Here is a 13,939-nt window from a genome sequence, read left to right as displayed (position 1 = left end):
CTCACAAGGAGCCCCGGATGTGCCTGCCGACGGTACGGAGGGGCCGCCCGTGACCCCGTTCTCCGCCTACGGGCTGCCCGGTGAACCCGGCGACGGGGCCTTCTGGGCCGCGGCCCGCACGCCCGCCCCCCTCCCCTCCCCCGACGGCGGCTGGACGGCCCTGTTCCTGTGGCGCGGCGCCTCCCCGGCGCGCGTGGACTTCGAGAGCCGGCCCGGTCCCCTGCCCCTGCGCCGGTGGGGCGCGACGGACTGCTGGTACGCCGAGGTCCCCCTGCCGGCGCGGCTGCGGGTGACGTACCGGTTCCTCGTCGACGACGAGGCGTACGCCGACCCGCTCAACCCGCTCGGGGCGGGCGGCGACCGGTCGATCCTCGCCACCCCCGACGCCCCGCCCCAGCCGCACTGGCCCGCGATCGGCCCCGGCGACGTGCTCCCGCTGCCCGACACCCGGATCCGCTGGAACAGCGCGCGGCTCGGCGGCCGGCGCACCGTGCGGGTCCACGCGGCGGGCGGCGGCGGGCCGGTGGTCCTGCTCCTCGACGGGGACGACTGGCTCTACCTGCACCCGGCCGTGACCGCCTTCGACGCGGCCGTCGCCGCCGGCGAGATGCCCCCGGCGACCCTGGTCTTCCTGCCCTCGGGGGACCGCCTGACCGAGTTCGGTTGCCGGCCCGAACCGTGGGAGGCGGTGCGCGACGAACTGCTGCCGCTGGTGGCGGAGTGCGGCCTGCCCGCCGACCCGGGGCGCCTGGTGGTCGCCGGGCAGAGCCTCGGCGGTCTCAGCGCCCTGTACGCGGCCCTGGAGTTCCCGACCCTGGTGTCCCGCGTAGCGTGCCAGTCGGGATCGTTCTGGTGGACGCCCGGGGCCATGGAGTCGGCGGACCCGCTGGGCGGCCCGGTCGGCGGGACCCTCGCGGCGCGCCTGCGCGAGCGCCCCGACCTGAGCGGTCTGCGGATCGCCTTCGACGTGGGCGAGCACGAGGCGCGGATGCTGCCCCACTGCACGCTCGTCGAGCGGCTGACCGAGGCCGCCGGGGCGACCGTACGGACCTCCCGGTCGGCCTCGGACCACGACCGCGCCGGCTGGCGCCACGCCCTCCTGCGGGACGTCGCCTGGGCCCTGGGGTAGCCCGCCCGCCGACCGCCCCCGGACGGGCCGGCGGGCCGACCGGTCAGCCGGTCAGCCGGTCAGCGGGTCACCGCCAGGCAGTAGTCCTCGTCCCCGGCCAGCAGGTTGCGGTGGGTGTCCTCGGCGGTGACGACCCCGTCGTCCACGACGAGGACGCGGTCGGCGGCGTCCAGGAGCGCCGGGCTGCTGGTGATCACCACGGTGGTGCGGCCCCGGCGCAGCCGCGCCAGGTTGCGCGCGATCAGCTGCTCGGTGACCGCGTCGACGGCCGTCGTCGGATCGTGCAGGACGAGGATCTCGCTGTCGGCGGCGAGGGCGCGGGCCAGGGAGAGCCGCTGGCGCTGCCCGCCGGAGAGGTTCGCGCCCCGGTCGCGGACCCCGTGGTCGAGCCCCTCGCGGTGGAGGGCGACCACGTCGGTCAGCAGGGAGGCCTCCACGGCCTCGGCCACCGTCCGGCTGGTGCCCGACGGGTCGATGTTCGTCCGCAGGGTGCCGGCGAAGATCTCCGCCTCGTACGGGTTCACCAGCAGGTGCGCGCGGACGGCGTCGAGCGCGAGGTCGGCGAGCGGCTGCCCGCCGAGCCGGACCGCGCCCTCGTAGGCGCCGGGCGCGACCTTCGAGCCGAGGACGGCGGCGAGGTCGGCCGCCGCGCGCGGCTGGTAGACCGCGATCGCCACGAACTCCCCCGCGGCCACCCGGAAGTCCAGCCCGCGCAGCGCCCCGTAGCGGACGTGGTCCACGGCGAGGTCCCCGCCCGGGGCCGGCGGTCGCTGCCCCGGGACGGTCGCCGGCGGGGCGCCGAGGACCAGCGCCATCCGCTCGGCCGAGGCCCGCGCCATCATCACGTACTTCGGCATCTCCGAGAACAGCCGCAGGGGCTCCATGATGAACTGGGCGAGGCCGACGGCCATGACGAGTTCCCCGATGCCGATCCGGCCGGCGAAGGCCAGCCAGCCCGCGGTGAGGGTCACGGCGGCGGCGAGGACCGCGTTGAGGGCCAGGGCGGTGCCCGCGTAGACGCCGTTCACCCGGGCGACCGTGACCGCCTGCTGCTTGGCCTCCGTGCTGACCGCGCGGTAGGAGCGGAACGCGGCGTGGTTGCCGCCGAAGCCGTGCAGCGGGCGCAGGCCGGTGATGAGGTCGGCGACCTTGGCGCCCGCCCGCGCCACCCGGGCCTGTTGCTCCCGGGTGCTGGATCCGATCCGCTTGGACATCACGCTGAGGACGGTGAGGATCAGGGCGGTCCCCACGATCACCAGCAGCCCCAGCCGGATGTCGGCGAGGCCCAGCGCGACCGCCGAGACGAGCACCGCGACCAGGGAGCTGATCAGCAGCGGCACCACCTCGATGATGTCGGCCGTCTGGTCCGCGTCCTCGGTGGCGATGGTGAGCACCTCGCCGGACTTGAGGTCGAGATCGTGCGCCACGGGTTGCAGCCCGCGATCGGCGACGGCGACCCGCCAGCGGTGCGCCTCGGTGGTGTTGGCCTTCTGCAGGATGCGCATGCCGAACCGCCACGACAGGGACACCGTCGTGGTGATCCCGGCCAGCGCGGCGATCGACAGGGCGAGCCCGCCGGGGCTCCGGTCGCGCATCGTGTGCTCGACGATGAGGCCGAGCGCGATGGGGAACGCCGTCTCGCCGGCCTGGTAGAGGCCCATGAGGACGGTGCCCGCGAGCATGGCGCCGACGTTGCGGCGCAGGGCGACGCGGAGGATGTCGGACCCCCGGCGGGGTCGCTGAGTGTCAGGAGTTGTCATCGAGATGGAGGGCAATCGCTTCCGGGGTGCGCAACGTGAACAGGTCACGAATGGTGATCACAGGACCGTACTCGCGGCGGAGCAGCCCGATCAGCCGCACCGCCAGCATGGAGTGTCCCCCGAGGGACACGAAGTCACTCACGGCGCCCACCTCGTCGTCGTCGAGGTCCAGCGCCTCGGCGAAGAACCGGCACACCGAGGTCTCGGTGCCGGGGCGCGGGTCGCGCCGCCCGGCCGTGGTCAGCGCGCCGAGCGGCCTGGCCTCGGGGAGCGCCCTGGTGTCGGCCTTGCCGTTGACCGTGAGGGGGATGGCGTCGACCCGGGCGTAGTGGGTGGGCCGCAGGAAGTCCGGGAGCGCGGCGCCGACCTCGCCGGCCACCGTCTCCAGGTCGGAGCCTTCCAGCACGAGGTACGCGGCGAGCAGGTACGCCCCGTCGACCCGCGGGTCGGGCTGGGCGACCGCGGCGACGAACCGCACCGCGGGGTGCGCGGCGAACGCGGCCTCGACCTCGCCGGGTTCCACGCGGTGGCCCCGGATCTTGACCTGCTGGTCGGTACGGCCGAGGTAGGCGAGGTTGCCGTCGGGGCGGCGGACCACCAGGTCGCCGGTGCGGTACATCCGCTCGCCGGGGGCGCCGAACGGGCAGGCGACGAACCGCTCCGCGCTCTGGCCCGGCTGTCCCAGGTAGCCGCGGGCGATGCCGATCCCGGCCACGTACAGCTCGCCGGGAACGCCGTCCGGCAGCGGGCGCAGCCAGGGGTCCAGCACGTACACGTCGGTGTTGTCGATGGCGACGCCCACCACCGGGTCCTCGCACTCGAAGGTGCCGACGCCGAGGGTGTTGATGGTGTACTCGGTGGGGCCGTAGAGGTTGTAGCCGACCGTCCCCTCGGTGTCGGCGAGCCGCCGCCACAGGGTGGGGGTGACGGCCTCGCCTCCGAGCAGGACCAGCGCCGGCCGCCGGTCGGGGTCGTCGAGCAGGCCCTCCGCGAGGAGTTGCTGCGCGTAGGTGGGGGTCACGTTGACGACGTCGACGCGGTGTTCGCGGCAGTAGTCCGTCAGCCGGGGCGCGTCACGGCGCAGTTCCTCGTCGCAGACGTGCACCTCGTGTCCGTCGGCGAGCCACAGCAGCTCCTCCCAGGACATGTCGAAGGCGAAGGACACGGTGTGCGCGACGCGGAAGACGCGGTGGCCGTGGTCCGCGAGCACCGGCTCGAAGATCCGGCGCCGGTGGTTGACGAGCATGTTGGTGAGGCCGGCGTACTCGGTGACCACGCCCTTGGGTCGTCCCGTGGATCCGGAGGTGTAGATCACGTAGGCGGGGTGGCGCAGGCGCTCGGGGTCGTCCGGGGCGAACGTGGTGTACGGCTCGGCCTCGGGCAGGGGGCGGTCCAGTTCGATCAGTTCGCCGGTCAGTCGGGGGGAGACGGCGCTGACGGTGAGGACCACCCCCGGGGCGGCGTCGGCGAGGATCGCGGCGATCCGCTCGTCGGGGTGGTCCAGCTCCAGCGGCACGTAGGCAGCGCCGGTGCGCAGTACGGCGAACAGCGCGACGATCGAGTCGAGGGAGCGGGGGATCGCGAGGCCCACCGTGCTCCCGGGGCCGATGCCGCGTCGCACAAGCGCGCCCGCCACCGCGCGGCTGCGGTCGCGCAGTCGGCCGAAGGTGAGGACGCGGCCGTCGGCGACGAGCGCGGTGCGTTCGGGGTGGCGGTCCGCCGCCCGGTCGAAGCGGTCGACGACGGTGTCCGTGCCGATGTCCGTGCGCGGGGTGCTCCCCGGGTCCGGTGCGAGGCCGGGCAGGGCGCCGACCGGCCCGGTGGAGCGGGCCAGGTCGTCGAGGAGGCGCAGGTAGGCGTCGAGGAGGCGCCGCGCGGCCGGCGTGTCGTGGTCGCGGTACTCCAGTTTGACGGTGAGGCGCTCGCCGGGGGTGACGACCCAGGTGAACGGGTAGTGCGTGGAGTCGTCGGCGCGCACCGAGGTGATGCCGTGGCGGGCGTTCATCTCGGCGAACGCGTCGAGGTTCAGGAAGTTCTGGAGCACGAACAGGTTGTCGAACAGGACGTCGTGCCCGCCGGCGCGCTGGATCTCGCCGAGCCCGAGGTGTTCGTGTTCCATGGCCGCCACCCGCGCCGTCTGCACGGCCGACAGGTACTCCCGTACGGTGTCGTCCGGCCGGGCCCGGGTCCACAGGGGGACGGTGTTGAGGAGGACGCCGACGACCTCCTCCAGGCCCTCGCCCTCCCGGCCGGAGACGGTCACGCCGAAGACGGCGTCGCCGCGGCCGGTGTGCGCGCCCAGCAGGAGGCCGAAGGCGCCGGTGAGCACGGTGTTGAGGGTGACGCCGTGCTCCTTGGCGGCCTCCCGCAGCCGTCGCGAGGCCTCGGCGTCGAGGGTGTGCACGAGCGTGCGCGGCAGGTCGTCGACGAGGGCGGGCGCGGAGCCGGCGAGCAGCGTCGGCCCGGGCAGGCCGCTCAGGTGCTCGGCCCAGAACCGCTGCGCGGGGGCGGGGTCCCGGTCGTCGAGGGCCCGGGCGTACTCCTCGAAGGTCGGGGTGGCCGGGACGGGCGGGGCGAGTTCCCCCGCGACGGCGGCCCGGTAGGCCTCGAACAGGTCCCGCAGCACGGTCTCGCGGGACCAGCCGTCCCACAGCAGCAGGTGGTAGCTCAGCAGCAGGCCGTCGCGGTCGTCGGGCAGCCGTACGACGGTCAGCCGGACCAGCGGCGGCTCGCCCGGGTCGAAGCCCGTGTCGCGGTCCGCGACGAGCAGGGCCTCGACCTCGGCGTCCGTGGCGAGGGCGAGGGTGCGGACGGGGACCCGGCGGCCCGCGGCGAGGAGCTGGACGGGGCTGCCGTCCTCGTCGGCGCCGAAGCCGGCGCCCACGACGGGGTGCCGGCCGATCACCCAGGCCATCGCGTCGGCCAGCGCGTCGGTGTCGAGGCGGCGGTCGAAGGTGAACCAGCTCTGCGCGACGTAGTGTCCGGCCGGGCCGGCCAGCTGGGCCTGGAAGTACAGGCCGCGCTGGAGCGGGGTGACGGGGGCCGTGCGCTCGGCCGTCGCGGCGGTGTCCGCGATCCGCTCCAGGGCGCCGCGCCAGTGCGCGGTGATGGCGTCGGGGACGTCGTCGGCGAGGGTGAAGGCGGCGTGCAGCGCGCCGGTCGCGGCGTCGGTCCAGGCGTTGACCTCGACGGCGTACGGGGCCCCCTCGTCCGCGCCGGTGACCCTCGGGACCCGCGACTCGTCGCCCCGGCCGAGGTAGTTGAACAGCACGCGCGGGCGGGCCGGCAACAGCGGGGCCGTCTGCGGGTTGAGGTACCGCAGCGCGCCGTAGGCCACGTGCGCGGACTGCGAGGGCCGGCGTTCGGCGACCTCGCGGGCCGCCGCCACCGGGTCGGTGTGGGCGGTCAGGCGCACCGGGGCGATCGCGGTGAACCAGCCGACGGTGCGGGTGTAGTCGTGGTGGGGCAGCGCCGGTACGCGGCCGTGGTGTTCCAGGTCGACCGCGAGGTCGGTGGGTTCCGGTTGGACGTGCGTCAGCGCGGTGCGCAGGGCTCCGCAGAGCAGTTCGGTGACGCCGACCCCGAGGACGGCCGGGGCCGTCCGCGTCACGAGGTCGGCGGTCGCGGGGGCGAGCACGACCCGCGTCTCGCGCACCCCGCCGGCCGCCGCGGGCAGGGTGGGCGCGCGCAGGGTGGTGATCCAGTGGTCGAGGTCCTCGGTCGAGTGGGTGGAGCGCTCGGCGAGGGCCGCGGCGTAGGCGGCGTAGGAGGTCGTCGGGGGCGGGAGCGGGGCGCCGCGCAGGGCGGTGTCCAGGTCGTCGAGCAGGATCAGCCAGGAGACCGCGTCGACGGCGAGGTGGTGGGCGGTGACGACCAGCGTCCGCCTCGCCTCCAGCCAGGTGAACGCGACGACCTCGCCGCTCTCGGGATCGAGCCGGTCGGCGGCCTCGTTCGCGGCGGACGCGGGGTCCCCGGTCGCGGTGCGTACGACGGCCCGCGGACGGGCGGGGGTGGTGCTCAGGGACCACACCCCGTGCGCGTCGATCCGCAGCCGCAGCCGCAGGGCGGGGTGCGCGACGACGACGGCCAGCGCGGCGCGCTCGACGTCCGCGAGGCCGGCGCCCTCGGGCGTCGGCAGCGCCCTGGCCTGGGCGAACCGGGCCAGGGAGCCGCCCAGTTCGCGGCGGCGCAGGATGATCGGGGTGGGGGTGAGCGGGCCGTCCTCGTGGACGGCGGTCGTGGGCGCCGGCGCGGCCGGGTGGTGCGTGGCGGTCGCCGCCAGGTGTCCGGCGAGGGCGCGCGGCGTCTTGAGGAGGAACACGTCCCGCGGGGCGATCGGCAGCCCGAGCGCCCGGGCCCGGTTGACCACGGTGATGGCGAGGATGCTGTCGCCGCCGGCCCGGAAGAAGTCGGTGTCGGCGTCCACCTCGACGTCGGGCAGCGTCGCGGTGAGGATGCCGACCAGCGCGGTGAGCGCGGCGTCGCCCGCGGGGTCCGTCGCGGGGGTGTCGGTCCCGGCGTGCCGCTCGGTCTGCTCGGCGAGTTCGGTGTTCCGTGCGTGCTCGGCCCGTGCGGTCAGGGCCGCGCGGTCCAGTTTGCCGTTGACCGTCAGCGGCAGGGCGTCGGCGGGCAGGACGCGGGCGGGCACCATGTGCGCGGGCAGCAGGGTCGACAGCCGGCCGAGGAGGTCCGCCGGTGTCCGGCCGACGACGTGCGCGACCAGGTGGTCCGCGTCGGCCACGGTGACGGCCGCGTCGACCACCCCGTCGAGGCCCCGGATCGCGGACTCCACCTCGCCGAGCTCAATGCGGAAGCCCTTGAGCTGTACCTGGTCGTCGGCGCGGCCGATGAACTCCAGTTCGCCGTCGAGCGTACGGCGGGCCAGGTCGCCCGTGTGGTACATGAGGGAGCCGTCGCCGGCGAAGGGGTCCGCGACGAAGCGGCCCGCGGTGAGCGCGGGCCGGCCGAGGTAGCCGAGGGAGACCTGTGCGCCGGCCACGTAGACGGCGCCCGTCCGGCCCGGCGGCACCGGGCGCAGGCGTTCGTCGAGGAGGTGGGTGACCAGGCCCGGGATGGGGGCGCCGATCGGGCTGGTGCCGGTGTCGCGCGCGAAGTCCTCGTCGGTGAGGACCCGGTGGGTGACGTGGACGGTCGTCTCGGTGATCCCGTACATGTTGACCAGTTCGGGCGAGGCGGTGCCGTGCCGGTCGACCCAGTCGCGCAGCCGGTCGAGGTCGAGGGCCTCGCCGCCGAAGACGATCCGGCGCAGGGCGGGCAGCGGCTCGCCGAGGTGGCGGTCGGCCTCGACGAACCGGTGGAAGGCCGAGGGGGTCTGGTTGAGGACGGTCACGCCGCGCTCGCGCACCAGGCGGTGGAAGTCGACCGGCGAGCGGGTCAGTCCGTAGTCCGGTACCAGCAGTTCACCGCCGTGCGCGAGCGCGCCCCACAGCTCCCAGACCGCGAAGTCGAAGGAGTACGAGTGGAACTGGACCCACACGTCGTGCGGTCCGAAGCCCATGGCGGCGCGGGTGTTGGCGAGCAGGGCCAGCACGGCGGAGTGCGGGACGACGACGCCCTTGGGGCGGCCGGTGGAGCCGGAGGTGTAGATCACGTACGCGGGATCGTGCGGGTCGGCGCCGTGCGCGGGGGCCCCGGCGGCGTCGGCGGGCAGCGGCTCCCCCCGGACCAGCAGGCGGGCCGGCACGCCCGCCCGGGCCAGCAGGCCGGCGAAGCGTTCCCGCTGGTCCGGGTCGACGTACACGACCTGCGGGGCGGAGTCGGCGAGGACGTACTCCAGCCGCTCGTCCGGGTAGGCGAGGTCCAGCGGTACGTAGGCCCCTCCCGCGGAGACGATCGCGACCAGGGCGACCACCTGCTCCACGGAGCGGGAGACGGCGACGGCGACCCGCTCCCCGGGGCCGACGCCGGCCGCGCGCAGGGCGCGGGCGAGCGCGTCCTTGGCGGCGGAGAGTTCGCCGTAGGTCAGGGACCGGGTCCGGCCGTCGAGGGCGCACTGGGTGACGGCCGTGGCGGCGGGATCGCGCCGCGCGGCGGCGTCGAAGAGGGCGCCCAGGTCGCCGGGCGCGGGCGGTTCGAGGTGTCGTCCGCCCCCGGAGGTCACGGAGGTCACGGATGTCCCGGAGGTCACGGAGTCCCCCGCCACGACCGGTGCGCCGGCCGGAGTGTGGGCCGCGGTGCGGGCCGGGGTGAGGGTGTCGACGGGGGCGTCCGGCCGGGTGAGGAGGCCGGTGAGGACGGTGGTGAAGGTGTCCAGGATCGCCCTGGCGCCGCTCTCGCGCACCAGCGCGCCGTCGTGGATCAGGTTGAAGCGCGGGCGGCCGTCGGCGGCGCGCTCCACGACGAGGGTGAGCGGGTAGTGCGGGGCGCCCTCGTTGACGACGTCGGTGACGACGAGGGTGTCCCCGTCTTCCCGCAGGGCCTCGACGTCGGTGGCGACGTCGAAGACCACCAGGGTGTCGAAGAGGGTGCCGGCGCCGGCGAGGCGGCCGATCCGCGCCAGCGAGACGTGCTGGTGGGCGAGGACGGCCCCGTGCCGCTCGCGCAGGGAGGCCAGCAGGTCGGCGGCGGTCGTGGCGGTCGTCCACCGGGCGCGCACGGGGATCGTGTTGATGAAGAGGCCGACCATGTCCTCGATGCCGGGCAGGTCCGCGTCGCGCCCGGAGACCGTCGACCCGAACACGACGTCCTCGCGGTGCAGGATCGCGCCCAGCGTCAGCGCCCAGGCACCGTGGACGGCGACGCTCAGCGGCACCCCGGCGGTGCGGGCCGCCGCGTCGAGGTCGTCCGCCGGCTCCAGCACGGCGTCGGCGAACCGGTCGGAGGGGGTGTGGCCCTCGGCGACCAGCGACGGACCGGGCAGCGCGGCGAGCTGCCCGCTCCACACGCGGTCGCTCTCCTCCGCGTCGCGGGAGGCGAGCCAGCGTACGTAGTCGGCGAAACCGCCGAGGGGGTACGCGGTGCCGGGGCGGTGGTACTCGGCCAACAGGGCCCGCAGCACGGCCGGTACGGACCAGCCGTCGGCGATGATGTGGTGCACGGTCTGGACGAGGACGGCGCGCCCGGCGCCGGTGCGCACGAGGGTGAAGCGCATGAGCGGGCCCGCGGCGAGGTCGAACCCGGCGCGCCGGTCGCCCTCGGCGAGGGCGCGGATCTCCGCGTCGCCGGCCCCGGGGAGGTCCACCGTGGTGAACGGGGCCTCGCGCCCGCCCTCCAGTACGGAGACCACGCGGCCGTCGGCGAGCGCGGTGAACCGCGCGCCCAGGTTGGGGAAGAGGGTGAACAGGCGGGTCGCGGCCCGCGCGAGGCGTTCGGCGTCCACCTCGCCCCGCCGGCTCTCCAGGGTGAGCAGTTGCTGTTCGACGTAGTTGCCGGCGGAGTCGTCGTCGAAGACCGAGTGGAAGTAGAGGCCTTCCTGGAGCGGGGTCAGCGGCAGGACGTCGCGCAGGTTCGGGCCGTCCAGGTCGTCCACGTCGGCCTGGGTGAGGGGGGCCAGGGGGAAGTCGCTGGGGGTGTGGCCGCCCGCGTCGAGTGCGGCCAGGGCGATCAGGGTCCGGCGGAACCAGGTGCCGAGGGAGGCGATGTCCTCGTCGGTGAACACGCCGTCGGGCCAGGAGAGGGTGGTGACCAGTTCCAGGTCGCCGTTCGCGTCGGGTTCGGCGATCGCGTTGAACTCCAGGGCGCGCGGCAGCCGCATCCTCGGGTCGCGCCTCTCCCCCAGCTGGTCCGTGCTGCCGGAGATCTCCCAGTCCCCGCCGGATCCGGCGCCGTGGCGGCCCAGGTAGTTGAACAGGACCTGGGGCGCCGGCGCGTCGAACGCGGCCCCGCCGAGGTGGCGCAGGACCCCGTAGGAGAGGCCGGCCGCGGGCACCCGGGCGAGGTCCTCCTTGACGGCCTTGAGGGCGGCGGCGAGGTGGGCGGGGTCGGTGGGGTCGTCGGCGGGGCCGGGGTCCACGGTCACCGGGAACAGGGTGGTGAACCAGCCCACGGTGCGCGACAGGTCGGGCTCGTAGCCGGCGCTGTCGGCGACGTGGCGGCCCTCGCGGCCGTGGCCCTCCAGCTCGATGTGGGCGAACGTCTGCTCCTGGCCGAGTTCGCGGCGCCACCGTGCCAGGGTGACGGCGAGCGCGGTCAGCAGGACGTCGTTGACGCCGGCGTGGAACCGCGCGGGGACGGGGCCCAGCAGCGCGGCGGTGGCCCCGGCGTCCACGCGCAGCGTCGTGGTCCGTTCGCGGGCGACGGTGTCCGCGGCGGTCAGGGGGCGCCGGCCCAGCGGGGCGTCGGGCCCGGGCAGCGGGCGTCGGTAGTGGGCGAGGTCGCGGTCGAAGCCGGTGCGCTCCAGCAGCTGCGTCCAGCGCCGGAACGACGTGGCGGGCCGGGGCAGGTCGATCGGGGCGCCCGAGGTCGTCAGCCGCCAGGCGGTGGCGAGGTCCTCCAGCAGGATCCGCCAGGACACCCCGTCGACGACCACGTGGTGGGCGACCAGGACCAGTTGGCGGTGCGCGCGCCGCCACACGGCGCGCAGCATCACGCCGCCGGCCGGGTCCAGTGCGGCGGCGGCACCGGCGAGGCACTCCTCCAGCGGCCGGTCGCTCTCCTCCCATCCGAGCGCGGCGCCGTCCGGGGGCGGTACGTCGAAGCCCCAGTGGTCGCCGCGGACCAGGCGGGCCCGCAGCATGTCATGCCGTTCGACCAGGGCGGAGAGGATCCGGTCGAGGGCCTCGGCGGTCAGCTCGGCCGGGGTGTTCACCACGACGGACTGCACGAACCCGTCGACGGCGTCGGTGGTCTCGCCCAGCCACCGCACGATGGGCGAGCCGGGGACGGGGCCCGTCGGGACGTCGTCGTGGTCCGCGGGGTCGGCCTCCTCCCGTCCGGCCACCGCGGCCAGGGCGCCGACGGGGCTGTGGGTGAAGATCTGTCGCGCCGTGACGTGCAGGCCGGCCGCGCGCAGGGTGCCGAGCAGGGATATCGCGAGGATGCTGTCGCCGCCGAGTCGGAAGAAGTCCTGGTCGACGCCGACCCGTTCGAGCCGCAGCACTTCCGCGACCGCCGCGCACACGAGGCGCTCGTTCTCGGTGGTGGGGGCGACGGCATCGTCCGTCGCGATCTCGGGCTCGGGGAGCGCGGCGCGGTCGATCTTGCCGTTCGCGGTGAGCGGGAACTCCTTCGTCACGACGATGTGGGCGGGCACCATGTACTCGACGAGGTGGTCGGCCGCCCAGGCCCTGACCTCGTCGGCGCGCAAATCCTCGCGGCCGCCGGCCGGGATCACGTAGCCGACCAGGTAGGTGCCGCCGGCGCTGTTCTTCCTGGCCACGACGCAGGTGTGGCGGACGTCGGGGTGTTCGGCGAGCCCGAGTTCGACGTCCTCGATCTCCAGCCGCATGCCGCGGATCTTGATCTGGTTGTCGGCGCGGCCGAGGAAGTCCAGGGAGCCGTCCGGGGCGTAGCGCGCGAGGTCGCCGGTCCGGTAGAGCCGGGACCCGTCGGAGGCGAAGGGGTTGGCGACGAAGCGGGAGGCCGTCAGGGCGGGGGCGCCCACGTAGCCGCGTCCCAGGAGGAAGCCGCCGACGTAGAGTTCGCCGCCGACGCCGACGGGCACGGGGCGCAGCTCGTCGTCGAGGACGTACAGCTGGGTGTTGGGGTTGGCCCGGCCGATGGAGGTCGACAGGCGTTCGGCCGCGCCCCGGTAGATGACGTGGGAGACGCCGATCGTCGTCTCGGCCGGGCCGTACCCGTGGTACAGGGGGATGTCGAGGCGGGCGCGGAAGCGCTCGTACAGCTCGGGGGTGAGGACCTCGCCGCCGCACCAGACGTGGCGCAGGCTGTCCAGGCGCCCGGATTCGCCGGCGATGTCCAGCAGGACGTCGAGCATGGACGAGACGAGGTAGGTGAAGGTCACCCGCTGCTCGGCGATGACGTCGAGCAGGTGGTGCGGGTCGCGTTCGCCGCCGGGGCGCAGGACCACCAGCCGGCCGCCGGACACGAGCGGCAGGAAGATCTCGTTGATGGAGATGTCGAAGGACAGCGGCGCCTTGAACAGGGAGGCGTCGTCGGGTCCGAAGCCGAGGATCTCCTCGACCTGCCAGAGCAGGCGTTCGCTGATCGCCTCGTGGCGGATCATCGCGCCCTTGGGGCGACCGGTCGATCCCGAGGTGAAGATCACGTAGGCGAGGGCGGCGCCGGGGACGGTGACGCCGGTCCCCTCGCCGGAGTGGGAGCCGTGGCTCCAGTCGTCGAGGTCGACGGCGGCGGCCGGGGGTTCGCCCTCGTCGTGGAGGCCCGTGGAGTTGAGTTGCAGGACGACGCGCGCGTCCTCGACGACCACGGCCCGGCGGGCGGCCGGCCACTTCGGGTCGAGCGGCACGAACGCGGCGCCCGCCTGGAGCACGCCGAGGAGGGCGATGACCATCTCGGCGCCGCGTTCCAGCGAGACGCCGACGACCTGTTCGGCGGATATCCCGCGCGCGAGGAGGTGGTGGGCGAGTTGGCTCGACAGCTCGGCGGCCTCGCGGTAGGTCAGCGAGCGGTGCTCGTCGACGACGGCGACGGCGTCCGGCCGGGACCTGGCCTGCTCGCGGAACATCTCCACCAGGGTGGGGCGGGTCCGGTCGGCGCCGGTGGCGTTCCACTCGGCGAGGGTGGCGATCCTCGACGCCGCGTCGAAGGGGCCGAGGGTGGCGAGGGTGCGGTCGGGGAAGTCGGCCAGGTCCTCCAGGGTCAGGCGGGCCTCGTCCGGGTCGACGCCGGGCGGGACGAGGATGCCGAGGCCGTCCTCGACGAGTTCCCAGCCCGGGGCCCCGGCCGCGCCCTTGTCGACGCGGCCGAGGACGTCGGCGAAGGGGGTGTCGGGGGTGAGTTCCGTGCCCTCGGGTCCGCCGCCCGTCGCCCAGTGGGCCAGGGCGACGGCGCACGCCGCGACGACGGTTCTGTCGTCGTGGTCGCCGATCCGCCGGCGCACCCCGGCCAGCCGCGTGGGAGAAAGCCGCACGACACGAGCGGTCCGTTCCGTCATGGAAGACTCAACGCC

General features: G+C 75.1%; 3 protein-coding genes. 1 reads left to right on the top strand and 2 read right to left on the bottom strand.

The features are described from left to right. The first annotated feature begins 49 nt into the window (after positions 1-49). Positions 50-1,129, top strand: a complete 1,080-nt coding sequence (locus ACZ6ZI_RS17820; RefSeq protein ID WP_469521555.1) for an alpha/beta hydrolase-fold protein — start codon at positions 50-52, stop codon at positions 1,127-1,129. A gap of 59 nt (positions 1,130-1,188) precedes the next feature. Here the strand turns inward: ACZ6ZI_RS17820 and ACZ6ZI_RS17815 are convergent, their stop codons facing one another. Next, positions 1,189-2,889 carry an ABC transporter ATP-binding protein gene (locus ACZ6ZI_RS17815; RefSeq protein ID WP_469521552.1) on the bottom strand — a complete coding sequence of 567 codons (1,701 nt, stop codon included), beginning with the start codon at positions 2,887-2,889 and terminating at the stop codon, positions 1,189-1,191. Further along, entirely contained in the window at positions 2,876-13,924 is an 11,049-nt protein-coding gene (locus ACZ6ZI_RS17810) for an amino acid adenylation domain-containing protein (RefSeq protein ID WP_469521547.1), read from the bottom strand. The genes ACZ6ZI_RS17815 and ACZ6ZI_RS17810 overlap by 14 nt, the downstream gene beginning before the upstream one ends. Positions 13,925-13,939 lie beyond the last annotated feature (15 nt).

The organism is Streptomyces sp. NPDC103540 (genome assembly GCF_055584445.1).
The sequence above is the reverse complement of the archived record's forward strand: the minus strand, read 5'-3'. Positions and strand labels throughout refer to the sequence as shown.

Excerpts from the sequence above, each read along its gene's own strand:
- ACZ6ZI_RS17815 (WP_469521552.1), bottom strand. The coding sequence starts at position 2,889 with ATGACAACTCCTGACACTCAGCGACCCCGCCGGGGGTCCGACATCCTC.
- ACZ6ZI_RS17810 (WP_469521547.1), bottom strand. The coding sequence starts at position 13,924 with ATGACGGAACGGACCGCTCGTGTCGTGCGGCTTTCTCCCACGCGGCTG.